General features: G+C 41.8%; 17 protein-coding genes, 1 tRNA gene and 1 pseudogene. 6 read left to right on the top strand and 13 right to left on the bottom strand.

Annotated features, from left to right (window positions below; all coding sequences use genetic code 11):
* Positions 1-13: 13 nt before the first annotated feature.
* The 3 genes from H6G08_RS18545 to H6G08_RS38210 form a co-directional block, all read right to left on the bottom strand.
* Positions 14-637, bottom strand: a complete 624-nt coding sequence (locus H6G08_RS18545) for a response regulator (RefSeq protein ID WP_190545552.1) — start codon at positions 635-637, stop codon at positions 14-16.
* Complete coding sequence (locus H6G08_RS18540; RefSeq protein WP_199322650.1) at positions 634-2,955, bottom strand: PAS domain S-box protein; 2,322 nt, start codon at positions 2,953-2,955, stop codon at positions 634-636. Before H6G08_RS18540 ends, H6G08_RS18545 begins: the two co-directional genes overlap by 4 nt.
* Positions 2,956-3,802: 847 nt before the next feature.
* The gene (locus tag H6G08_RS38210) at positions 3,803-3,934 is read right to left on the bottom strand and encodes an SET domain-containing protein (RefSeq protein WP_277877839.1); all 132 of its coding nucleotides are present in this window, start codon (positions 3,932-3,934) and stop codon (positions 3,803-3,805) included.
* 76 nt (positions 3,935-4,010) lie between these two features.
* Between H6G08_RS38210 and H6G08_RS18535 the strand changes: the two genes are divergently transcribed.
* Positions 4,011-4,187 carry a hypothetical protein gene (locus H6G08_RS18535; RefSeq protein ID WP_190545550.1) on the top strand — a complete coding sequence of 59 codons (177 nt, stop codon included), beginning with the start codon at positions 4,011-4,013 and terminating at the stop codon, positions 4,185-4,187.
* Positions 4,188-4,386: 199 nt separating this feature from the next.
* Here H6G08_RS18535 and H6G08_RS38720 read toward each other — a convergent pair.
* The 3 genes and pseudogenes from H6G08_RS38720 to tnpA all read right to left on the bottom strand — a co-directional run.
* A pseudogene (locus tag H6G08_RS38720) lies at positions 4,387-4,629 on the bottom strand (transposase domain-containing protein); the annotation flags it as partial.
* Complete coding sequence (locus tag H6G08_RS38715) at positions 4,598-4,843, bottom strand: Arm DNA-binding domain-containing protein (RefSeq protein ID WP_190545548.1); 246 nt, start codon at positions 4,841-4,843, stop codon at positions 4,598-4,600. The gene H6G08_RS38715 and the pseudogene H6G08_RS38720, both read right to left, overlap by 32 nt.
* Before the next feature lie 235 nt (positions 4,844-5,078).
* Entirely contained in the window at positions 5,079-5,501 is a 423-nt protein-coding gene (tnpA, locus tag H6G08_RS18520; protein WP_190545546.1) for an IS200/IS605 family transposase, read from the bottom strand.
* Between the two features lie 66 nt (positions 5,502-5,567).
* Here tnpA and H6G08_RS18515 point away from each other — a divergent pair, with 66 nt between their 5' ends.
* The gene (locus tag H6G08_RS18515) at positions 5,568-6,917 is read left to right on the top strand and encodes an RNA-guided endonuclease InsQ/TnpB family protein (protein WP_190545544.1); all 1,350 of its coding nucleotides are present in this window, start codon (positions 5,568-5,570) and stop codon (positions 6,915-6,917) included.
* A 94-nt stretch (positions 6,918-7,011) separates the two neighbouring features.
* On the opposite strand, the gene H6G08_RS18510 is transcribed toward H6G08_RS18515, so the two are convergent.
* The 4 genes from H6G08_RS18510 to H6G08_RS18495 form a co-directional block, all read right to left on the bottom strand.
* Positions 7,012-7,083: transfer RNA gene (locus H6G08_RS18510), tRNA-Gly, on the bottom strand.
* Positions 7,084-7,147: 64 nt separating this feature from the next.
* On the bottom strand, positions 7,148-10,333 hold the full coding sequence (locus tag H6G08_RS18505) for an efflux RND transporter permease subunit (protein WP_190545542.1): 3,186 nt from the start codon (positions 10,331-10,333) through the stop codon (positions 7,148-7,150).
* 59 nt (positions 10,334-10,392) lie between these two features.
* A complete protein-coding gene (locus H6G08_RS18500; RefSeq protein WP_190545540.1) occupies positions 10,393-11,871 on the bottom strand; it encodes an efflux RND transporter periplasmic adaptor subunit in 1,479 nt (492 codons plus the stop codon).
* 146 nt (positions 11,872-12,017) lie between these two features.
* Positions 12,018-12,230 carry a hypothetical protein gene (locus tag H6G08_RS18495; protein WP_190545538.1) on the bottom strand — a complete coding sequence of 71 codons (213 nt, stop codon included), beginning with the start codon at positions 12,228-12,230 and terminating at the stop codon, positions 12,018-12,020.
* 795 nt (positions 12,231-13,025) lie between these two features.
* On the opposite strand from H6G08_RS18495, the gene H6G08_RS18490 reads away from it, so the two are divergent.
* The 4 genes from H6G08_RS18490 (at position 13,026) to H6G08_RS18475 (ending at position 18,921) form a co-directional block, all read left to right on the top strand.
* Positions 13,026-13,895, top strand: coding sequence for an Npun_R2479 family HD domain-containing metalloprotein (locus H6G08_RS18490; protein ID WP_190545536.1), 870 nt, complete (start codon positions 13,026-13,028; stop codon positions 13,893-13,895).
* A gap of 205 nt (positions 13,896-14,100) precedes the next feature.
* Positions 14,101-15,246 (top strand): ABC transporter permease, encoded by a 1,146-nt coding sequence (locus H6G08_RS18485; RefSeq protein ID WP_190545608.1) that lies wholly within the window; start codon positions 14,101-14,103, stop codon positions 15,244-15,246.
* 1,052 nt (positions 15,247-16,298) lie between these two features.
* Complete coding sequence (locus tag H6G08_RS18480; RefSeq protein ID WP_199322647.1) at positions 16,299-17,699, top strand: sugar porter family MFS transporter; 1,401 nt, start codon at positions 16,299-16,301, stop codon at positions 17,697-17,699.
* 214 nt (positions 17,700-17,913) lie between these two features.
* Positions 17,914-18,921, top strand: a complete 1,008-nt coding sequence (locus tag H6G08_RS18475; protein WP_190545534.1) for a YihY/virulence factor BrkB family protein — start codon at positions 17,914-17,916, stop codon at positions 18,919-18,921.
* 202 nt (positions 18,922-19,123) lie between these two features.
* On the opposite strand, the gene H6G08_RS18470 is transcribed toward H6G08_RS18475, so the two are convergent.
* The 3 genes from H6G08_RS18470 to H6G08_RS18460 form a co-directional block, all read right to left on the bottom strand.
* Positions 19,124-21,118 carry a hybrid sensor histidine kinase/response regulator gene (locus tag H6G08_RS18470; protein WP_190545533.1) on the bottom strand — a complete coding sequence of 665 codons (1,995 nt, stop codon included), beginning with the start codon at positions 21,116-21,118 and terminating at the stop codon, positions 19,124-19,126.
* A 695-nt stretch (positions 21,119-21,813) separates the two neighbouring features.
* Positions 21,814-22,290, bottom strand: a complete 477-nt coding sequence (locus tag H6G08_RS18465) for a hypothetical protein (RefSeq protein WP_190545531.1) — start codon at positions 22,288-22,290, stop codon at positions 21,814-21,816.
* A gap of 795 nt (positions 22,291-23,085) precedes the next feature.
* Positions 23,086-24,372, bottom strand: coding sequence for an ABC transporter ATP-binding protein (locus H6G08_RS18460; protein ID WP_190545529.1), 1,287 nt, complete (start codon positions 24,370-24,372; stop codon positions 23,086-23,088).
* Position 24,373: the final 1 nt, after the last annotated feature.

Genomic DNA, 24,373 nt, shown 5'->3' with positions numbered 1-24,373 from the left:
TCGAAAGTACGCCTCATAAATTAACAATGCCGCGTTTAACAGCAACAATTACAGCTTGGGTGCGATCGCTCACATCTAACTTATTCAAAATTCGATTCACATGAGATTTAACAGTGCCTTCACCGATACTTAAAGTAGCTGCAATATCGGCATTGCTCATTCCCTGCGCCAGTGAGCGGAGTACTTCTAGTTCTCTTTCACTCAGTTCTGGATTGCTGAGGCGCTGTACCAACTTTGCTCCTACATCAGGCGGAATATACTTCTGACCCCGATGAACGGTACGAATAGCATTCAGAAGCTCGTCAGGTTCAGTTTCTTTCAACAGATATCCTTTTGCGCCTGCCTGCAATCCTCGATAAATATCTTCGTCACTATCATACGTGGTCAGTACAATAATCCGAGCAGATTTAGCAGTAGCACAAATTGCACCGATGGCGGCAACTCCTTCCACGCCCGGCATTCGCAGATCCATGAGCGTGACATCCGGTTGGTGTTCCCCAAATAGAGCGATCGCTTGTTCCCCATTTTCGGCTTGGGCAATCACCTGCATATCTGGGTCACGGTTAATAATGGTGGCTAATCCTTGCCGAAAAATAGCATGATCGTCTGCAATGAGAACCCGAATGGCTTGGCTCATTGTGATGCCTCCCGATCGACAGTAACAATCATCTCTGTTCCTTCTCCAGGTTGACTCCGAATCGTGAGTTGTGCGCCGATGCGCTCTGCCCGTTCGCTCATGCCTAGTAAGCCAAAACCAAGAGAGGCTGGAATACTCCCAACTCCAAAGCCCTGTCCATTGTCTTTCACGCGCAAGCAAAATTGATCGCGATCGTAGATTAGCTCCACTCGAATTTCATTAGCATTGGCGTGTCGAATCGCATTGGTTAAGGCTTCCTGCCCAATCCGCAGTAGATTACTCTCGACTTCAGTCGGCAGAGAATATACTGCACCCTCAATCTCATAATATAAAGTGGTATCCATTGCGGCAGTTCTGAGTTGAGCGACGAGACGATGTAGAGCGCTCTGTAGACTGCCTTCCTCCAAAAGCTGAGGACGGAGCGCTACTACCGATCGCCGCGCTTCAACCAGTCCAGTTCGCGCCAATTCTTTGATCAGGTCTAGGTGTGCCTCAGTTGCTTCTGAATCATCCGTTAACACCTGTTTTGCCGCTCCTACCTGAGCCAGAATGCCCGTAAACGCCTGAGCGAGTGTGTCGTGAATTTCACGCGCCATGCGGTTGCGTTCTTCCAAAATCGAGGCTGCTTCTGCTCGCTTTTGCAGCGTAATATCTCGCGCTATCCAAATCACCTGTTCGTGCCGAATCGGTGCAATGCGCGCTGAAAACCAGATTTCTCGTTCAGCTATCCACTGGCTGTATTCAACTGTGAGTACTTGTTGGGTTCTCAGCACCTGCTGAATGTAACTCAGGAATTCATCAGCTTGTTCCGTATCATAGAGTTGATACAGTGTTTTACCAATATACTCCTCCCTATGCAACTCTCCATATGACGGATTTCCTTTGATTGCGCCGATCACTTGCCCTTTAGCATTGAAAACACACAGCGGATCGGGAATGGCTGAAAAGAGCGCCCGCAGTTCTGCTTCAGAGGCTTGCAACGCTACTTCTGCCTGTTTGCGATCGCTAATATCTGCAATCACCCCTTCGATGTAGTCATCGCCTGCATTCAGATAAGAAGAGAAAAGTCCCCAAAACACTGTCCCATCTCGTTTTCGCATCTGTGCTTCATAGCTTCGCACTTCCCCATCCCGCTTCATCACCTCAATGCCTTGTTGGCGATCGCTGGGATTGACCCAATAGCCTATAGTGTGTTCAATTCCAATAATCTCTTGGGGTGAATCAAAACCAAACAGATCGGCAAAGCGTTGATTGGCATTGAGAATTAAGCCATCATAGGTGCGGGTTCGGTAGATACCAACCTGTGAGTTTTCAAAAATAGTTCGGAACTTGGCTTCACTGCGTTGTAATGCCTCTTCTGCTTGTCTACGCTGGGTGGTGTCATTGCCAACCGATAAGATTTCAACGACATCTCCCTGTTCATTGAAGATGGCTTGATTTGACCAAACAACCCAAACTCGCCGACCATCTCGACACAGGTTTTCACCCTCACCTTGCGGGTACGATTGAGGATTACGAAGTAAATCATGGACAAAGGGTTTGACATCGCGTCCAGAGATTTCGATGTCTGGAATGATTGTTTCAAATAAGGTTCGCCCTAAAATCTGATGTTCTTCATAGCCAAGAAGTTTTACCCCATAATCGTTGATGTAGTGAATCCGTCCTTGCGGATCATAGCGAATGATCACGGAATTTGCGGTTTGTAGCAGGTTGCGATAATTTGCTTCACTTTGTCTCAATGCGGCTTCGGTTTGTTGACGTTCCGCGATCTCCTGCTGCAAAGCTTGAGTTTGCTCTTCTACCTTCCTTTCCAGTGTTTCGGAATAATCCGATAACCGTTCATATAACCGAGCATTCTCCAGTGAAATTGCTGCCTGAGCAATCAACAGTTTAAGGACTTGTAAGCGATCGCTAGTAAACACTCCGGTACTGAGATTGTTCTCCAGATAAAGTATGCCAATCAGCTGATTTTGCTTGAGAATGGGCATACACAAGAGCGATCGCGTTTGTTGGTTTTGAATATACCGATCAGTCAAAAAAGACGGTTCGCTGATTGCATCATCAAACACCAGAGTTTCAGATGTGCGTTCTACTGATTGGATGACGGAGACAGGAATTGTTGCACAGCCAGCAACAGCGATCTTTTCCAGGTTACACTGTTTACTCCCACTGCACTGAGCCACAACAGTGAGCCGATCATCTTCCAGGAGAACCAGAGCGCCAGTTTCGGCTCCTGCATTTTCTATCACCACCTGCATCAACGTTGCAGTTAATTGATCGAGATGGATTATTTCTGAGATGGCTTGAGCCGCTTTCATCGCCGCACCCAAATCGATCGTCGCAGTCGGATGACGGATCGTTTCATCGGTCACGATTGAATGTGATTGCCGAACTAGGTTGGTGTTGAGGAGTTGTGGATAGCGTTCTTCTAAATCTTTAACTTTAGCGGTTGCGCCCCAGCGATCATAGCAATAGTGCGCCTCTTTCATGTAAGTTTGAGCAATTTTTGACCGCCCTCGCGCCAGATAATGTTTAGCCGCTAATTCATAGGCGAGTGCTTCTTCCTGGATAAACTCATTTTCAGCAGCAAGAGCGATCGCTCGCTCGTAAAACTCTTCAGCCTCAAAAAATTGCCCTAAGACTCGCGCTTTTTCTGCCTCAACTAGATGAAATTTATGTAGATAATTCATGGGAGCGTGTTCTGCCCATTTCTGCATCTTTTCTTGGTTGATGTTAACACAATTGAGCCAAGCTACTTTTTGGGAGTTTGAAGCATCGAGCGGTAGGCTCAAAAGCGCCAGAGAGTGATACAAACAGAATACAGGTAAAACTGTTATTGCTGTCACCTCTTCAAAATGTTGCCTTGCCACAACATCGGTTTGTACAGCTTGATGATATTCTCCAAATAGATAACACAGTATAACTTCGTCTAGATACAGCATTTGAATTGCAGTTCCGTCTCTAACTGCAATAGCGTGTGTTAACGCCTGCTGTTCATTTGTGTCCATAATTTTTTCGTCCCACTAACCGCCGCGAGTGGAACAAAGTGAAACGTAGACGCTTCAGAGGGTTAAGGCAGGTTAGCAATCGCAGAGATTTCGTGCATTTTACATTCTTTTAGAGAGTTCAGTTTATTTGTGCCAACTTAACTTCTATCCCAACAATTTATTCTACAGGCTCGAACCATATAGGTGTATTGTCTTCTGGGTTTCCGTTGTAGTTGATAGTAATTTCCTCTCCCTTGGCTATCTCACGCCACGCCCAAAATTCGACTATTTGTTCTTCAATTTTCTTCACATATAGCAATCCTAAATCATTTGTGAAAAATCAAAGTTGTTGATATGGTAAAAATTGGTAGTCACTGAGAGAATGAATGGCAGTACAGATGGAAGAATTGATGGAGTTCATTCAAACAACGTCAGACCCCAGAGAACTGAAACGGGCACTGGCGGTAAAAATGGTGATGCAAAACTATAGCCATTCAACAATTGGAAATATTCTCTTAGTATCAATACCTTTGCCAATTTCCGAGGCTGAGTTCATGTATTAACGCCCTTTTCTCTGATGTTTGGCAAAAACAATCAGTCCTAAAATTTCTTCCAGGTTTCCCACAAGGCTTTTTTTGGTGTATTGTGGCAGTATAAAGGGTTTGCGCTTACAAGGGAGCTTGGAAGCTAAACACTTATATATGGGTCATTTTGCCATTTTTGCCAAAATTTTTGTAACCTCTTATTTTGGCAAAGGTATTGTACTCTTGCACCTAATCGCTGTCGCGCTTGTGTAATCGCTGACTTACAAGGTACTCGCCAATATTGACCAACCTGAACCCATGCCTCACTAAGCCTATCAATCAAGTTTTTCAGTACATCACGCATCGAGTCTTTAGACCACAGACTCATTGCTATTACCAAACTAACCACTAATTGTGCTGGTAGCGGTAAGCGAAGCCATGCCGCAGGCTTATCGCCTGCGTTCCTCTTCGGTTTTGGTATTAGCAGGTGGTTTATATTTAGCCAGAGTAGGGTCAAAATTACCTGAAAGTATATCTAGCTCAATCTGTCTTGCTTTAGCTTCAGCAGCTTTGCGATTAACAATGGTATCTGGTAATCCAATGCTTAGGGTGTATCTCTTCCCAGCATACCTAAATCGTAATTGCAACCGACCGTGGGAAGCCACTACGCTAACTTGTCCTTTTATCCCTTTCATGCTGTTCTTCTACAAAAAATTACGCCCAATCTTACGCCCGTCTGGATTGACCCCAAATTTTTACGCCCAATTTACGCCCAAAACGCACCCAAAAAGACCTTTAACTAATTCCGCGTAATTCCCCTTCCTCAGCGTTAGCAGGGAGGGGATGTAAGCGGGTCAAAAACGAAACGCCCTGTTGCTGAATTTTACCGCAGGTAAAACAAGCAATGGGGCAGTTGAGTTTTTGACAACATTAGCTTTTTGGTTCTGTTTGAGATTGTATGTATTCCTTGATTATCTCCAATGGTGCGCCACCTGCCGAAATTACGCAGTATGCGTCCGTCCAAAAACTAGGATCTTCTTTTTTCCAGTAGAACTGTTTTAGGTAATCCTGAAATTCTTTCCTGACAACGCGACTTGACGCAGATTTCAACGAACCTATCAACTGAGAAATATTATTGTCTGGGTGAACATCTACTAATAGATGAACATGGTCATTTTCTCCGTTGAATTCCAATAGCTGACACTTTCTTTTTTCACAAACACGACTGAATACTTCTTCTAATTTAGAAAGAATTGCCTGATTGATAGCGTTCTTGCGGTATTTTGTGACAAATATTATATGAAACTGAATCCTGAAAACGGCGTGAGCCGCTTTTCTGAGTTGAGTTTTCATGTTGACAACTGAAATTATACAGTGATAGGATACCACAAGTTGAAACTGAACAGGAGGTGATGACGCATGGCGTTGCGTAGAGCAACTTTTAGGCTTTATCCTACAGCAAAAGTGAATAATATACTCCACTATCACAGGAAATTGCACAAAGACCTCTACAACAGCGCAATTTCCAATAGAATTACGTCTTACAGAAAATTTGGTAAATCAGTTTCGTACTTTGAACAACAGAATTGTCTACCAGATTTCAAGGAAGTTTGGACAGAGTACCAGCAAATAAACTCCCAGGCGTTGCAAGCTACTCTAAAACGAGTTGATTTTGCATTTCAAAGATTCTTCAAAGGGTTAGGTGGTTATCCCAAGTTCAAATCAATTCGTCGTTACTCAGGATGGAGTTATCCATCTTTCACAGGATGGAAATGTCATAGTACAGGGGATAATGGTTATTTAGAATTAGCAAAGATTGGATCTATCCAGATGCGGGGTAAAGCTAGATTATGGGGGCATCCCAAAAGCCTAGACATAGTTCACCGCAATGGTAAGTGGTATGCGTCTATAGTTTTGGACATAGACGATGATTTGCTAAGAAATAGTCGTAAAACTGATAACGGCTTAATAGCCATTGACTTGGGATGTAATGATGCTATCGCTTGGACTAATGGTGAAGAGAATGGTTTGATTCCTGCTCCTAGATTTTTTAGGAAGGCAGAACAACAAATCAAGCAATTAAGCAAAGGTAAGCGTCGTAAACGTTCACCTAATTTCCAGAAAAAACAGAAAGCTTCTAGAAGATGGAAGAAATTTCAGCGTCAGATTAGCAAGGTATATCGAAAAGTGGCTAATCAGAGGCAGAACTGGGTTCATCAAGCTACCACACGAATAGTTAGCGGTAATAGCACGGTGGTAACTGAACAACTAGAAGTTAAAAACATGAGCGCCAAAGCGAAAAGGGGTAAGCGCAACAAGCAAAAAACTGGTCTAAATAAATCAATTCTTGATGTCGGTATGGGGATGATTAGGCAGTCCCTTAAGGCTAAGTTGGATGATGTTGGTGGTTTGTTTTCTGAAGCACCGACCAAGAAGATAAAACCGTCTCAAACCTGCCCTAAATGTGGGCATCAAGAAAAGAAATCTTTAGACCAACGAGTGCATATTTGCTCTAACTGTAACTATACTCAACAGCGTGATATCGCTTCTGGAGAAGTGATGCTGCTTTGGTACTCAAATCAACTACCGGGATTTGGAACAAGTCTCGCAGACGCAGATCGTTCTAGCTCTACTTCACGTACCCGTAAGCAAGCGGGAAGCATGAAGCAACTAGGCCAAAAGAAGCGTCAGAAATCTTACTCTACTGGTGGGGATGTAGAAACCCCACCCGATAACGTTGTAGGGTGGGGTAGTTCATTGACCCAATAAAAGCACCCGATAAAGGGTATAATGGGGATTATCAAGGAAAATGAGCAAGAATGAAAAGCCTTGAAAAGCTTACGATATAAGGATTTAAATCAAAAGCGGGCGATGGGACTCGAACCCACGACGTTCACCTTGGGAAGGTGACATTCTACCACTGAATTACACCCGCAAACAGCAGCTAGTCATTAAGCTATGACTAGCTGCTATTATACCACAATCTGCCAAGGTTGAATTTAAGAAGCGGATTTTTCCCGCTCTGATGGCAGGCTGATGACTTCATGTTCGCTAGATGCTGGGCGGGGTGGTTTTTTGCCGAAGCCGTAGCGCAATGTGTTGGTTATCCAGCTTTGGAAGTTGTCAATATAGCTAAATATTACTGGTACAACAACCAATGTCAGCAATGTGGAAGTTGTGAAGCCACCCATGATGGCGATTCCCATCGGTTGACGGACTTCGGAACCGACACCGATTCCTAATGCTAGGGGTAGAGTACCGGCGATTGTTGCTAGTGAAGTCATCATAATTGGGCGTAAGCGGGAGACGCCAGCTTCGATGAGTGCTTGACGTTGGCTTTTGCCTTCTTGCATGTTGATGATTGTATAATCCACCAACAGAATTGAGTTTTTGGTGACAATCCCCAATAGTAGTACAATGCCAATTAAGGCATAGAGTCCTAAGGGTTTTTGCATAACCATTAAGGCTATTAGTGCGCCGCCTAAACAAAAGGGTAAGGCTGCCATAATCGATAGTGGATGCAGGAAGTTGTTATATAGCAAGACGAGAATTGCATATATGCAGAGAATTGCTAATCCTAAGGCGCTACCAAAACCTCTAAAGATGTCTTGCATAATTTTTGCACCGCCTGAGGGTTGCTGCATGACTCCTGGGGGTAAGTTTTGCATAATCGGCAGTTTATTTACTGCTTGGACTGCTTCTCCCAGGGCGATACCTTGTAAGTTGGCTTCGACTGCAACTTGACGGGCGCGATCGTAGCGGTTGATTGTTGCAGGGCCGCTACCAAAGCGGATATCTGCAACGGCAAGGAGGGGAACTAAGCTACCATTTTGAGTGGGAACTTGGAGATTTTTGATATTGTTGATGTCTGCACGTGCTTTGGGATCGATTTGCACGCGAATGGGGATTTGCCGATCGCTTAAATTATATTTGGCTAAGTTGGCATCGTTATCACCAATGGTAGCTAGGGAGGCGGTACGAGCGATCGCTTGCACGGTGACGCCTAAATCAGCAGCGCGTTGCGGATCGGGTATGACCAAAATTTCTGGTTTCACCAAACTGGCGCTAGAAGAGACTTCTACTAATCCGGGTATGGTGCGCATCCCCTTTTCTAAGGCTTCTGCTGCTTGACTTAAGGCTTCGGGATTTTCGCTTCTGAGAACTATTGATAAACCTTTACGGCTATCACCTGGTACTTGGCTTTGGAAACTGATTCTCGCTCCTGGTATTTGTTGGAACAAGGGGCGGATTTCTTCTTCAAATTGTTTTTGGGATATCTTGCGTTCTTCTTTGGGTTTGAGGTTGACCGCGAGGGTAGCTGTACTTAAATCTTCAGTGGCTACTACCTGAGCAACATACGGATTTTTTAGGAGAATATTAGTTGTCTGGGTTACTACCTGATTCATGTCTGCTAAGGTGGAACCAGGGGGAATTTCTATAGCAATACTAGAAAGTCCGTAGTCGCCATCATCGACAAAACCCTTGGGAATCATCGGCACTAGCGTTAAACTTGCTATGAAGAAAGCGATCGCGATCGCAATTGTGGTTAATCTATGTCTGAGTGCCCATTGCAACATGGACTTGTAAGGCTGAAAAGTCCGGGGCTTGATCGTGCTAAGTTTTGTATTCTTCTGGTTGTTCTTGGGTAGTTTTAATTTAAAGTTGAATAATCGGATAAATCTGGCCTTTTTCTGTGTATGGTCTTTATCCTTGAGTAAATACGCCCCCATCATGGGTGTAACCATCCGGGCGACTAAAGTTGAGAAAATTGTGGAAACGGCAACGGTGACGCCAAAAGGTTGGAAAAATTGCCCTGGTATCCCACCCATAAAGGCTACAGGCATAAATACAGCAATAATCGTGGCGGAAGAAGCGACTACGGCTAATCCCACTTCGGCGGAAGAATCATAAGCGGCTTGCAATGCAGATTTCCCCATTGCCATGTGCCGTTCCATGTTTTCAATTTCCACAACCGCATCATCGACTAGGTTACCGACGGCTAGGGCTAAGGCTAGCAAGGTCATGTTGTTGAGGGTGTAACCTAATGCTTGCTGTACGGCAAAGGTGGGAATCATGGAGAGGGGGAGGGCGACGGCAGTAATTAATGTGGCTCGCCAGTCCCGTAAAAATACCATGATGACGATGACCGCCAGGATGGAAGCCTGAATTAATTCATCGATGGTGCTTTCATAGGATTGGCGAACTACATCAGCCCTGGTAAAGACTAAATCTAGCTTGACATCTGGGGGTAGAGTTTTTTCTAATTCTTTAACTGCAGCTTTGACTCCTGATTCTACTGTTACCATGACGCTACCAGTACTGCGGAGAACCTGAAATGCTACAATCGGTTTGTTATTCAACCGTGCAGTTTGGCGGATGTCGCCAAATTGATCCTCGACAGTTCCTAAGCTGGAAAGAGGTACGGAACCGCCTCCGGGAAGGATGATTTCGTAGCTTTTCAACACATCCACGCTAGCGGCGCTACCTAATGTGCGAATACTTTGTTCGCTACCACCTAATTCTGCGCGTCCACCGGGTAGGTTAATGTTCAAGGCGCGGATTTGGTCGTTTACCTGGGTAGCGGTGATACCTAAAGATTGTAAGCGATTGGGGTCGAGGTTAATTCTGATTTCTCTATCAACTCCACCGACACGTTTAATTTGGGCGACACCTTTAACTGCTAGCAAGGCGCGGCTGATTGTTTGGTCTGTGAGGTTACTTAATTCTTCCACAGAACGGCGATCGGATTTGACTACATAGGTCATAATCGCCCCACCGGCAAAGTCTAGACGTTGGACTACTGGATCGTTGATGTCTTGGGGTAAAGTTTGGCGAATTTGGGCGATCGCATTTCTCACATCATTGGTAGCGCGATCGCTATTTGTCCCCAACAAAAAACTGATCGTGGTTGTGGAATTACCATCAGTAACCCTCGATATCATGTTATCGATGTTGCCCAAGCCCGCCACAGCATCTTCAATCTTCTTTGTCACCTGAGATTCAAGTTCTGCGGGGCCTGCACCTGGTTGGGTGACGGTAACTGTAACTGCGGGAATATCTACGTTGGGGTTAGTATCTATACCTAAAGAAGTGAAAGAAAACCACCCAACTATCGTCAGAATTAAAAATAAAACTATCGTCGGAACAGGCTTTTTAATCGACCAAGCAGAGATATTGAAGGACATAAATTAATTCAAAATTCAAAATTCAAAATTCAAAATTCAAAATTAGGGAATTTTAGACTTTATCCTTCGGGGGATATCAAGACTTTGTCACCATCTTTGAGATAACCTGCTCCTCTAACAACCACGCGATCGCCTATTTTTAACCCGCTTTTAATTTCCACTCTGTTACCGTTTATGGGTTCTCCTAGTTCTACTTTCTGAGCGCGCACAATGTCTTCACCCGATAGCATGAATACCACGACGCTACCGTCAGGTTGAGGTTGGACGGCTTTTTGTGGTACTGTCATGCCCATAGCGTTATTGGTGGTAATCGCCGCCCTAGCAAACATCCCTGGTTTTAGCAAATTTGTTGCTGGTAAGTCGATTTTAACGATAGCTTCCCTTCTTTGGTCGTTTACCATCGGTTCTATCTCTCTGACTCTTCCTTCCAACTTCACAAGCCGATTCATATCAGAAGAGACTTCTACCGTTGCGCCTACTTTCACTAAGGAAAGTTGAATTTCCGGGACTTTGGCTTGCAGTTCTAATTTGCGATCGCGAATAATTGAAAATAGCTTTTGTGTACCGCCAATTACATTTCCTACTTGGGTTTGGGGTGGGATACCGGTGACATCGCCAACTCTGGCGAGTTTTTCGGCAATAATTCCCGAAACAGGCGCTAATACTAAAGTTTGTCCCAATTGCGTCTGTAATTGTCCGACTTTCGCCGCACTACTACGTACATCAGCCTGCGCCTTATTCACGTTCGCTTCGGCAATACTGATATTTGCTTGACTACTACCCACATTAGCTTGAGCGCTACGCACATTTTCCTCTGCAACCCGCACTGCTTCAGTTGCAGTTTTCACAGTGAAGGAACGAGTATCGAGTTCTTGTTGACTAATTGCCCCGGAAGCCGCAAGTTGTTGATAACGCTGAAAATTCTTCTGGGCTTCTTCCAACCGGGCTTTTGCTTGAGCTAAGTCTGCTTGCCTTTGTTTGACAATCGCCTGATTTGCTGAGACAGTTGCTAATTTAGATGCCACATCTGCTTGCTTAGATTCCACATCTGCTTGCTTAGATTGGACATCAGCCTTAGCTTGGATAATTTGAGTTTGCAGGATAGAATCATCTAACACTGCCAAGACTTGACCCTTTTTGACAAAAGCCCCTTCCTTAATATTTTCGGGAATTTGGCGAATTTGCAGTCCATTACTTTGAGGTAACACAGGAATTAAATCCGATGCGGCGACAGTACCAGTAGTATTGAGTTTCTGCGCTATACTCGCCGGTTCTACAGCTGCAATGGTTACCGTCATCGCAGGTTTAGCAGATGATACTGGGTTATTGGCAACAGCCTTTTGTGGAGAATTGGTGTTATGTTTGAATGCACCCACACCACCAATGGCGATCGCAAACCCTAAACCAGTACCTAGCAGTAAAGGCTTTAACCACAGGCGATTTGACTGAGAATTGAGTTTTTGCCCAACATCAGCATCATCAGCCTTTAAAGCGTCTTCCATTCCCAATTCTGATGAACTTTCGTCACTCACATTCATACTTTTATCTCCTGTAATATAAATACTCTAATAGTTTTTTTAAATAAAGTTGAATATTTGTGAAGAAATATTAAATAAGCTGAATTTGTTGAGGCTTTAACTGTCATATCTCTCAGCCTATAAGCATGACATCGGTAGTATTTTTATTACCATTGAAGAATATTTGCAATATATTTAGATATGCAAAATATTGTCAATGAGTATTTGCACTGAATTAATTGAACATTTTTAGTATTTAATATGCAATTAACTGTTGACGGTTGACGGTTGACGGTTGACGGTTGATGGTTGACTGTTGACGGTTGACTGTTGACTGTTGACTGTTGACTGTTGACTGTTGACTGTTGACTAAATTTCAAGGGTAAATCAGTACATTTAGAATGTAGTTTGCTGATTACTTGCGGAAAACACTAAAATGAGTGCGTGATTTACCGAAATGAGTAAGCGTTAAGGCATTTTGAGAACTTGTTAAGACATTTCGTTTGCGGAAAACACTAAAATGAGTTGATGATTCATTAAAACGAGTAAGCTTTAAGGCATTTTGAGAACTTGTTAAGACATTTCGCTTGCGGAAAACACCAAAATGAGAACTCGTTAAGGCGTTTCGAGAACTAGTTAAGGCATTTTGAGAACTAGTTAAGGCATTTTGCCTACTATAGCTGTAGCCACATAGATTAGGACATCAAGCTAAGACAAAACCCTGACAATAAAAGGCTTTCAAGTCTGTCAACAGTCAACCGTCAACCGTCAACAGCTATAAAATCAACTTAATGTATTTTTTGATATAGCGATCGCTTATCTTCCCCCTTCCCCTTTAAGATCCAGACTGACAAATATTGTTGATTTTGTCTGAATTTGAAAGGATAGGCTATCCTATGGGAAAAATAAACCAATAGAAAAAAATCTCATAGGATAACAAAGGAGAAAACCTGTATTCATACTCAATTCCCCAAAGGCGAAACTAATCTAGTACAACAAGGCGTAAATAAAGCTACCATTTCCAACATTCACAAGCCTTGATGTATTAACCTGTTGACGGTTGACGGTTGACGGTTGACGGTTGACGGTTGACTATTGACTGTTGACTTCCGCGTAGCGGTACTAGAATTTTTGCCAATAATCAAAATAATTCTTAACAAAGAGAGTAACCACAGATGTTCAATGCTACGGAAATTTTAATTGATGCTTTTGTTAATCAAATTCGTGAAGGCTATCGTCGTACCTATGGCGCTTACAAAAATGATTATCAAGATATCATCGCCTGGGCTGGCAATATGGCTTTAGAAAATATTGCCAATAGTGATGCCCTTTATCATAACGTCGAACACACTATTTTAGTTACCCTGGTAGGACAGGAAATTTTACGCGGTAGACATATCCGCGAAGGTGGGGTTTCCAGTGACGATTGGTTACATTTTATTATCTCCTTAGTATGTCATGATATTGGCTATGTCAAAGGAGTTTGTCGGCAAGATCAAGAAGCCGAAGGTTTATATGCTACAGGTAAAAATCACGAAATGATTTCTTTGCCGGCTGGTGCTTCTGATGCTAGTCTCATACCTTATCATGTCGATCGGGGTAAACTATTTATTGATGAACGGTTTGGCGGACACAAATTAATTGATGCTGAGGTAATTAAGTCGAATATTGAATTAACTAGGTTCCCCGTTCCCAAAGCCGACGATCATCAAGATACCATTAACTATGCAGGCTTAGTCAGAGCAGCCGATTTAATTGGACAATTAAGCGATCCGCGTTATTTAAAGAAAATTACTTCTTTATTTTATGAATTTGAAGAAACCGGAATGAATAAAGTCTTAAACTATCAAAATCCTGGCGATTTGCGGAAGAATTACGCCAAGTTTTACTGGAATGGTGTTTATCCCTATGTGAAAGATGCATTACGTTACTTAGCATTAACACAGCAAGGTAAACAAATATTAGCAAATCTTTATTCTAATGTGTTTGTTGTAGAACATGAAAGACAGCAAGAAGAATTAAGATTGTTAGTCAATAGTCATTAGTCAATGGTCAATGGTCAATGGTCAATGGTTAATGGTCAATGGTTAATGGTTAATGGTTAATGGTCAAAGAATTCCGGACTATTAATTCTGGACTATTGACTCTGGACTATTGACTGTTGACTATTGACTGTTGACTATTGACTGTTGACTTTTGACTCTTAACCCATGACTATAAACTATTGACCCTTGACTTTTGATTAAAATTATGGATTGGTGGCAAAGACTAAAGAAGAATCCTTTGGCACGATTTGGGGCGATTTTGCTATTAGTGTTTTATATAGCCGTAATTGCTGCTGATTTTGTCGCCCCTTATCGACCATGTGACACTGCTGATTTATCTAGCGGGCGGTGTGATGCGCTAAGTAATAGTTCCTTATTGCCACCAACAAAGATTTACTGGACTACACCTTCAGGACAGTTTATCGGCCCTCATGTATATCCTACAACCCAAGGAAACACTAATTTAGAAACAGGCGATCGCCAACTCATAGTAGACTTTAAAAAACCTTCACCCCTGCGTTTATTTGTCTTTGGTTCCGAATATCGCCTGTTTCAACTCAGTTTACCCCTACCCCCCACCTGGGATGAAGTTACTATTATCCCCGGTATTCCCTTTAATTTGCATTTATTTGGTACAACTGGCGAAGGTAGATTTAATATTTTAGGTACTGATGACCAAGGACGTGACCAATTTAGCCGATTATTACATGGCGGTCGCATCAGCTTATTTATTGGCATCTTTGGTGTAATTATCACCTATCCTTTAGGTTTAATCATCGGCGGTATTTCTGGTTATTTCGGCGGTATAATTGATACCTTAATTATGCGCCTAGCAGAAGTGCTAATGACTTTCCCCAGCATATATTTATTGGTGACATTAGGCGCAGTCTTACCGCCGGGATTAAGCAGCACTCAGCGCTTTTTATTAATTGTAGTCATTACTTCGGTAATTAGTTGGGCAGGTTTAGCAAGGGTCATTCGCGGACAGGTACTCTCAATTAAAGAACGAGAATTTGTCCAAGCAGCACGAGCAATGGGAGGTAAACCAATATATATTATTCTCCGTCACGTTTTGCCCCAAACCGCTACCTATGTAATTATTTCCGCTACCTTAGCCGTTCCCAGTTTTATCAGCGCTGAAGCTGTACTCAGTCTCATTGGTTTAGGAATTCAGCAACCAGATCCATCTTGGGGTAATATGCTTTCTGTTGCTAGTAATGCTTCAATTTTAGTATTGCAACCTTGGTTAATCTGGCCGCCAGCCGTGTTAATTATTCTCACAGTACTTGCGTTCAACTTACTCGGAGATGGGTTAAGAGATGCACTCGATCCCCGCAGTTTACGGCGTTAAATCTTAGCCTGAATTGACAAGAAATTAACAATTCTTAAAATACAGCAAATTGCAATTTGGTACATAAAGATAATTGTTGATTGTAGGGGTATGGCAATGCCCATTGGTTTCAACTTAATGTGAAATCCGCTTGGTGACAAGGTTATGCCCTCACCCCCAGCCCCTCGCTTACCCAATGAACCGCCGTCACCCTCGAAGGGTGCGGCTAATTGAACAAAGCCCACCTTTGTGGGCTAAATTTTCTTAGCCCACAAAGGTGGGCTTTGTAGCGTTAGCCCCAGGCTTACAGCCTGTGGGCGATTCGTTGGGTAAGCCAGAAAACTTAAGTTGACTGTATGGGCAATGCCATGCCCCGAAGCGCATACCTAATTTACCTGAAATACTCTGTATTTGGGGATAATTGAGATCATATATTTACTTTTTTAATTCAAATCTAAGTAAGTCCCATAAATAAGGGACTTACAAAAAATAAATTACCCATATTTCGTAGTGCGTTCGCGTAGCGTGTCCGAAGGACAAACATCTTGCTCGCTGGTGTTCAAAAGCGAGCAAGATGCTCGCACTACAAATTTATTGGGTATTTAAAAAATTGGATGTCCCTAAACCAAACTATATTAAGAAACGTAAATAGATCTGAACCCCTTACCAATGACAAATGACAAATGACAAATGACAAATGACCAGATAAACATCTAACTTTAGAGAGATATAAAATCTGACTCTTTTTATATTTTATTACTATTAATAAAACGCTAATCTAGATTGATAACGCAAAATATCCCTTGAAAAAGATTTCAGCAAGCTATAGGGTTGCTGCCTATTTTCTATTATAGGAATCCAATTTAATTATTGAAAATCTATAGTAGCTTAACATCTCAAGTTTTTAGCGGGCAATGTCCAAAGTAATGACTAACTTTGGCATAAACTTTTCACATTCATAATCAACCACACAAAAAAAGTGCAGTTGTCAAACATTAACTAGTGCAAAACTAGTGAAATTTTTCGTGTCTATGTAATAGCAAAATCAATGTTTGTATGTTTGAAATATCACTATGACCACTACTACTACTCGTCGTAAATCTAACACCTTCTATGTCATATTAATTGCTGGTGCGGCTGCACTGGGAGGTTTTTTATTTGGTTTTGATACGGCGGTGATTAATGGCGCGGTTGCGGCTCTAGCTCAAGCTTATAATGCTAATAGCGTACTCACTGGCTTGGCTGTTTCCTTAGCATTATTAGGCTCTGCAATTGGTGCTTTTTATGCAGGTAAAATTGCCGACCGCTATGGTCGAGTTAAGGCAATGATTATTGCTTCGGTATTATTTAGCATCAGTGCTATTGGTTCGGGAATCGCCTTCACTATTTGGGATTTTATTGTTTGGCGGATATTGGGAGGATTAGCTGTAGGTGCTGCTAGCGTGATTGCGCCGGCTTACATTGCAGAATGTTCTCCTTCAAATTTGCGGGGGAGATTGGGATCTCTGCAACAACTAGCAATAGTCGTCGGTATTTTTATTGCTTTGTTATGCGACTACTTTATTGCAGTATCAGCAGGTTCAGCGAGTTCGCCGTTTTTGTTTGGAATAGCAGCTTGGCGTTGGATGTTTTGGACAGAATTTCCGCCAGCTGTGCTTTATGGAATGGCTGCGTTAATGATTCCCGAATCGCCACGCTACTTAGTTGCACAAGGAAGGGAACCGGAAGCTGCTAATGTTTTAACTAAGATTTTAGGCGGTAATGTCTTTGCCAAAATTGAAGAAATTCGTCAAACAGTACTCCAAGAACGGGAACCGAAGTTTTCTGATTTGTTAAGTAGAAATGGCGGATTGTTGCGGATTGTGTGGATTGGAATCGGCTTATCTGTATTTCAGCAATTGGTGGGGATTAACGTCATCTTTTACTACAGTAGTGTTTTGTGGCGTGCAGTCGGATTTTCTGAGCAAAATTCACTAACGATTACAGTGATTACTGGAGCCGTTAATATTATTACTACCCTAATTGCGATCGCATTTGTTGATAAATTCGGTCGTAAGCCTTTACTGATCTTAGGCTCAATCGGCATGACTGTAACCTTGGGAACAATGGCTTACATGTTTGGTAACGCTGCAACCGATGCTGCTGGTAACCCCACGTTAACAGGAAATGCAGGTATCATTGCTCTGGTAGCCGCCAACCTATATGTATTCTGTTTTGGTTTCTCCTGGGGGCCTGTGGTTTGGGTATTATTAGGAGAAATGTTTAATAACCAAATTCGTGCAGCTGCGCTTTCTGTTGCGGCGGCGATACAATGGGTAGCTAACTTTGCTGTTTCTACAACATTTCCACCAATTTTGCAATATTTCGGCTTAGGTGCTGCTTATGGGTTGTATACAACTGCTGCGGCTATCTCGCTGTTTTTCGTTTTGTTCTTTATCAAAGAAACCAAAGGTATGGAATTAGAAGAAATGTAAATTTTAATTCGTAGTTCGTAATTCGTAATTCGTAATTCCAATAATTACGAATTTTTTATACCCGAAAAACCAAATACAGTCTGAATTTTGAATTTTGAATTAATATTATTCCTTACGGTTGTTACTCAAACACCTTTGGACAGATGACGCTAAGAGGGGAATCATTATCCAATAATCTCATGCAGGCAACATTGGGGATATGGAGACTAATGCTATGAGATGGCAAGCGATTTGGAAATTATTCCAAGAAACTTTTAAAGAATGGAGTGAGGATAAAGCTTCAAGGTTAGCAGCAGCGTTAGCTTATTACACAATTTTTTCTATCGCCCCATTGCTCATAATTGTAATTGCAATTGTCGGTGCAGTTTTTGGTGAAGAAGCTGCTAGGGGTGAAATTGTTCGTCAAATTCAAGGTTTAGTGGGGAGAACAGGCGCAGAATTTATTGAAACTGCAATTCAAAACGCAAACCAGCCAGAAACGGGAACTATTGCTTCAGTTATTAGTATCCTAGTTTTATTATTAGGTGCAACTGGTTTATTTAACGAATTACAAGATGCTTTAAATACGATTTGGGAAGTCAAACCAAAACCAGGCGCAGGTGTAAATACTATGGTGCGCCAACGGGCTTTATCTTTTGCGATGGTTTTGGGGATTGGTTTTTTACTGCTGGTTTCTCTTGTGGTTAGTGCTGGATTATCCGCACTGGTGACTTTCTTTAGTAACCTGGTACCGGGTGTTGATTTTATTTGGCAATTTGTGAATTTCTTGCTGAGTTTTGTAATTACGACAATATTGTTCGGTCTGATTTTTAAAGTTCTCCCAGATGTAAAAATTACTTGGGGTGATGTTATAATCGGCGCTTCTATTACCTCAATTTTGTTTTCCATCGGCAGATTTTTATTAGGACAATATTTAGGTAATGGCAGTTTTGGTTCAACCTATGGTGCTGCTGGTTCGGTAGTAGTTATTTTGGCTTGGATTTATTACGCTGCACAAATTCTCTTTTTTGGCGCGGAATTTACCCAGGTTTATGCAAGAAGATATGGCAGTGGAATTAGACCGGCTAAACATGCTGTACCTTTAAATAGTCCAGATGTACCAGAGGAAAATCATCCACCTAGAAGGACTAATAATAATAGAAAATCTTCATCTAATATTATTAGTAGAATAATGCGATCGCTGACAAAATCTAAGTCTATAAAAAAGCGTAATAGAAGTTAGGAATAAAGGAGAAAATAGGGTGCATTATTTAGCAGCTATGGCTTTTTAAACGCAAAGGAACGCGGAGGTTAGCGCAAAGTTTCGCGGAGTATTTACTAAGTCAATCAGAGATGACAAATGACAAATGACAAATGACTATTGATATTTAATTACACCAACCTACTTAATACCAATTCTCCCAAATTTAGCAACAGATGCAAACTCAGAAATCCTTGTTACATCTGGCTTTCTGAATTTTGAATTTTGAATTTTGAATTGGTATAATTTGCTCAATCAAGTTAGCAATGTTGACTAACAGCTTTTCGGCTTCGATGGGTTTGGGAATATGTCGTTGAAATCCAGCTTTGTAGGCTTTTTGGCGATCGCTTTCGCTAGCATGAGCTGTGAGAGCGATCGCTAAAATTTGCCGATTTTTATTTAATGCTTGCATCTGGCGTAATAAACTATACCCATCAACCTGTGGCATCCCAATATCGCTAATCACTATATCTGGCTTAATTTGGGCAAATATTTGCAAAGCTTGTGTCGCTGAAGCAGCTGTATTTGCGATCGCACCTTGTTGTTCTAACAAAAACGCGACAAATTCGCGAGAATCTGCATCATCATCTACAACTAAAATTCGCAACCCCTGCAAATTAATCGTCCGTGCTAATTCCCGTTCTGTTTGCTTGTGTTGCGTCGTAGCAGTCATAATTGGTAATTTAACTGTAAAAGTCGCACCCTGTTTTTTACCTTGACTCTCGGCTGTCACTGTACCACCATGCAGTTCGACTAAATGATGCACAATCGCCAATCCTAACCCTAAGCCATTAGAGGTGCGTGTAATCGAACTATCGGCTTGACGGAAATAATCAAATACATAAGGTAAAAATTCCGGTGTAATCCCCTCACCGTTATCTTTGACGGTAATTTGAATTTGCGTATCTACCTGCTTGAGTTCAACTTCAATCTGTCCCCCCGATGGCGTGAATTTCACCGCATTAGACAGAATATTCCAAATTACCTGCTGCAATCTATCAGGATCGCCTAATACCTTAGCTACATCTGGCGCAAAAGTCACATTAATAGCCACATCCTTAGCTTGAGCGGCTAAACGTACAGTTTCCATCGCCGCTTCCACAGTTGTCGCTAAATTCACCGGACATTTTTTCAGATTCAGCTTACCGCGTAAAATTCGCGATACATCTAGCAAATCTTCGATTAATTGCGCCTGGATTTTGGCGTTGCGTTCAATTATCTCTAAGGCGCGATTTAAGGTTGTGCTGTCATATTGCCGAGTTTGTAACAGTCTCGCCCATCCTAAAATCGGATTGAGAGGCGATCGCAATTCATGAGACAATACTGCTAAAAATTCATCTTTAATTCGGTTCGCTCTTTCTGCTTCTGCTCTGGCTGCTTGTTCGCGAATTAATCTCGCTCGTTCCTGTTCAACTCGTTTAGTTTCCGTAACATCACGACTAAAAACTAACACATATTCTGCCACACCTTGAGAGTTTAACTCTGGCACAAATCGCGATTGATAAATCCGTTCTTCTGTAGGTGTGGGTAATGCTAATTCTATTAACTGTTCTTGCGCAGTCGTCAACGCTAGCCGCAGCGAACGTTCCCAGCCAGCATAAATATCTGCAGGTAATTCCATTTCCGCCAGGGTTTTTCCAAGAAACGTGTTAGGGGGTTTGCCAGTGGCTTTTTCTATCGCCAGATTCACATACAACAACCGCAAATTCCCATCGAATTGAAAAATCACATCAGGAGAATTATCTAACACCGTCTGCCAATGTTGTGCTTGCCAAGGGGGAGTCAGGGTAGGCGGTAGCGAAGCATTTGCGGATGATACTGAACGATCTACCTGTAGATAGATTTCTAGTTGCTGACGCTCCGTGATATCTTGGAAATATATTGTGGAGCCTGTTTGACTAGGGTAAATACTCACCTCAAACCAAGCATCCAACATCGGAAAAAATTGCTCAAATCTAACTAAAGATTGTTGTGCGATCGCCCGATGACATTCATGATAGAACCTAGAGCCAACAGTTTCGGGACAATTAAACCAAAAATTTTGTTCTAGTAAATCTTCACAGTTTTTATTAAAAATTTGGGCAGCCTGAGGGTTAATCGAAGTGACTCGCCACTCTTGGTTGTAAGTAACAAAGCCTCCAGATAGCCTGTTAGCCACCTCTCCAACTTGATTTTTCACAAACTAACCTCATTGAGAAGCCAACAATTTTATCAATAGCCAAAGATGCAACCAAAACACACTTCCTGGCAAATAGTAGCAATGTTACTAGAGAGCCACTTGGTTTTGGTTAAAATATCGATTGGCTAATTTATTACGCAAGTTGCTGACAAAAGCTACAGTAGTTTAACAAACTTATAAGAGTAAAAATAGCGACCGTAATATCAGCCGCTAACTACCATATTACGGCCTGATTATCAAAGTGTAACAAAAATTATATTGCGCTTTGACTCTCAGCTACAAAACAGTATCGTCATTGTTAGTCATGCGATCGCATTGTAACCGATGCAATCGTGTTACATTGTCATGCGATCGCACGCTCGCCTGTTGCATTGCACATTCACTACAGTCTGTAATCTATTAACCCCCGACTCGACAAAAACATCTTAATTAATCTATCTGATGTGATTTTTGATATCTAAAACCAACTATTTAAGTAAGTCGGCGGGAGTAAACCAAACTATGTTGCGCAATGTAAACATGCTTAAAACCCTTACCAATGACAAAGCGCAAAGTCTGAGCGGAGGTTTCCTCCGCTCAGAACTTTGTAAGAATGACAAATGACAAATGACAAATGACCAATGACAAATGACAAATGACCAATGACAAATGACAAACCTCGCCAGTTGTCTTTAATTACGCCGATTTACTGACTGTCAATTGCAATTAACTACCGTATCGTCAATTAAACCCAATCCTTGATTAATTATTTCCAGCGATTTACAAGTTGGGTTAAATATCTTATATTTGCGATTAGCATTAAGCTGGAGATAAGGCGGGAAATTCTCTGGTTTCAGAGATTTACACTGACTATAAATCAGGCGCATTAATTCCACATCAGCTTTATCGATTGGTAATGCAGAAGAGCGATTGCGAATTTTTCTGCCAAAAATTTTACCTTTAACTTGCGTATCTAGGTTTTCGACTAAACTACAAACACCTAATTGTCTGGTGACTTGACAAGCACCAATACAGACATTAGTATCATCCAAAATTTGCAGTGTATCATAAAGTTCTGTTTTAACTTGAGCAACAGATTTAATTTTTTGAGCAGTTTCGGTGCTACCAATAGCCGCCGGATTGAATACAGTTAAGCTGATTGCAGTAGTCAAAAGTAAGGTTTGCAATTTCATCGATCGTTACCTGGTGATGAATAATCAAATGCAGATATGTTGTCTGAATTCAGGAGATGAAAACTAAGATGGAAAAAATGCGAACATCTTGCACATCTCGATTTCAGTTTCCTCTAGTCAATCTTTCCCGACTGGTGAAGTAGCAAGATAGGCTATTATGCTTTTAAGTTGCACAATCCATCGTGAAGGCTGTTGACAGTTGACCGTTGACAGTTAACAGCCCATATGAGTAGTTATGCAATTTAGACGCCCATTACCTGAGCAGCTGTTTTCACAATAGAGGCTTAAATCCTCCTATGCTTTCTCAACGTGGTTTTGCGGTTACCAAGTTTCTACAAGCTGCAAAGTTAATCGTTCTTGCTGGATTACTTAATTGACAGTATAAAAAATAACTTTGTTTTGCAGTGATCCGAAACACTGCCAAAATTAGGGAAAACGAATAGCAAGTATGAGCTATTCTGCTTTTAAGTTGCACAATCCATAGAAAATTGTAGGTTGGGTTGAGGCTCTGCGAAACCCAACAGAGCTACCCAAATGTTGGGTTTCGTTCCTCAACCCAACCTACGCGGGTTAAGGTTTTTGAGCTTAACCGAGCAGTATTGTCAGCTATTCTGCTTTTAAGTTGCACAATCCATCGTGAGGACTATTGACAGCGCCGCACTGCGATGCACTGAGCTTGTCGAAGGGAGTTTGTCGAAGTGTAAAAAGTAAAAAGTAAAAAGATAATCCCCATCTGAAAATGTCTTGAATTTTGAATACTACCCTTCGGGAACGACTTCGTCGAACGAGTGAGCTTCAGTACAAGGTTTGAATTTTGAATTTTGAATTGTTATGATTAATAACTTGCCACTGTCGGGGCTGATAAAATAACGAACGACTAGTAATTTTACCTGCTTTGACCATAAAACGAAAAGATTCAACGATATCAAAAGAACGTACACCTTCCTTGATATATATCTTCGCACTATATAAACCCGGTAATAAGCAAAAATAAGGCATCTGCATTTGAATTTCCACCCTTCCCGGCAGAATTTTTAAGGGTTCATTATCGCTTGCAGAAGTTATATATAAAATCCGCTCATTTTGTCCCGATAAAGCTGTAATCGATACGCCTAAATTAGCATTATCAACTTGTTTATAGGCTTTGCATTCTACAGATAAATAAGCTAATTGCCCACATAAAGGAGATGTCAAGAGATTACCATGCTCATCTTGAAAACAGAGAGAAACAATATCTATACCTAAGCTTTGACTTTCTGGCTTTTCTGGTAAAAACATCATTCCTAAAGCTGTATCTGTCCCTGCTAAACTTACATCTTCTTCATATTGACGAATTACAGCTTCGGTTTCGCCAGATTTAATTAATTTTCCTTTCGCTAAATAAACCGAATTTTCACAAACATTTAAAACTACATGGGGATTATGAGAAACTAACACAAAAGCTGTCCCCGATTCTCGCAGTTTGGCTAATCGCTGATAGCATTTGACGCGAAAATTTATATCCCCAACCGCCAGCACTTCATCAATTAATAAAACATCAGGTTCTATGTGAACTGCGCAAGCAAAACCCAATCTCGCCGCCATCCCCGAACTATAGGTTTGTACTGGTGCGTCAATTGCATCTGCAATTCCAGCAAAATCGACTACAGCATCAAATCTTTTTTCTATTTCTGGTGTCGATAATCCCAAAATTGACATATTTGCATAGATATTTTCTCTCCCTGTCAAAACCGGATTAAAACCAGCACCTAAAGCAATTAATGGTGCCAATTTCCCCCTAACTTTCACCGTTCCCGTATCAGGATTAATCAATCCGCTAATAATTCGCAGCAAGGTACTTTTTCCGGCTCCATTAGCTCCCACTAAGCCTAAAGCTTCTCCCCGGCGCAGTTGAAAGCTGACATCTTTTAACGCCCAAAATTCTTGAGGACGTAAAATATCACCGTGGCGATTTCCTCCGGTTAACTCTGTACAAATATCTTGGATACCATATAGTAAAGAGCGTTTTAAATTGCGACAAAATTTTTTAGAAACTTTATCGACGCTAATCAGTAATTCAGAATCATTTGGATAATTAATCATG

Origin of the sequence: Calothrix anomala FACHB-343, from assembly GCF_014696435.1 — a bacterium.
In the GTDB taxonomy this organism is placed as follows: Bacteria; Cyanobacteriota; Cyanobacteriia; order Cyanobacteriales; family Nostocaceae; genus Aulosira; species Aulosira anomala_A.
The sequence above is the reverse complement of the archived record's forward strand: the minus strand, read 5'-3'. Positions and strand labels throughout refer to the sequence as shown.

Coding starts and splice junctions, on each gene's coding strand:
- H6G08_RS18485 (WP_190545608.1), top strand. CDS start 14,101: ATGGATTGGTGGCAAAGACTAAAGAAGAATCCTTTGGCACGATTTGGG.
- H6G08_RS18480 (WP_199322647.1), top strand. CDS start 16,299: ATGACCACTACTACTACTCGTCGTAAATCTAACACCTTCTATGTCATA.
- H6G08_RS18465 (WP_190545531.1), bottom strand. CDS start 22,290: ATGAAATTGCAAACCTTACTTTTGACTACTGCAATCAGCTTAACTGTA.
- H6G08_RS18490 (WP_190545536.1), top strand. CDS start 13,026: ATGTTCAATGCTACGGAAATTTTAATTGATGCTTTTGTTAATCAAATT.
- H6G08_RS18505 (WP_190545542.1), bottom strand. CDS start 10,333: ATGTCCTTCAATATCTCTGCTTGGTCGATTAAAAAGCCTGTTCCGACG.
- H6G08_RS18460 (WP_190545529.1), bottom strand. CDS start 24,372: ATGATTAATTATCCAAATGATTCTGAATTACTGATTAGCGTCGATAAA.
- H6G08_RS18545 (WP_190545552.1), bottom strand. CDS start 637: ATGAGCCAAGCCATTCGGGTTCTCATTGCAGACGATCATGCTATTTTT.
- tnpA (WP_190545546.1), bottom strand. CDS start 5,501: ATGAAAACTCAACTCAGAAAAGCGGCTCACGCCGTTTTCAGGATTCAG.
- H6G08_RS38715 (WP_190545548.1), bottom strand. CDS start 4,843: ATGAAAGGGATAAAAGGACAAGTTAGCGTAGTGGCTTCCCACGGTCGG.
- H6G08_RS18475 (WP_190545534.1), top strand. CDS start 17,914: ATGAGATGGCAAGCGATTTGGAAATTATTCCAAGAAACTTTTAAAGAA.
- H6G08_RS18515 (WP_190545544.1), top strand. CDS start 5,568: ATGGCGTTGCGTAGAGCAACTTTTAGGCTTTATCCTACAGCAAAAGTG.
- H6G08_RS18540 (WP_199322650.1), bottom strand. CDS start 2,955: ATGAAAGCGGCTCAAGCCATCTCAGAAATAATCCATCTCGATCAATTA.
- H6G08_RS18500 (WP_190545540.1), bottom strand. CDS start 11,871: ATGAATGTGAGTGACGAAAGTTCATCAGAATTGGGAATGGAAGACGCT.
- H6G08_RS18535 (WP_190545550.1), top strand. CDS start 4,011: ATGGCAGTACAGATGGAAGAATTGATGGAGTTCATTCAAACAACGTCA.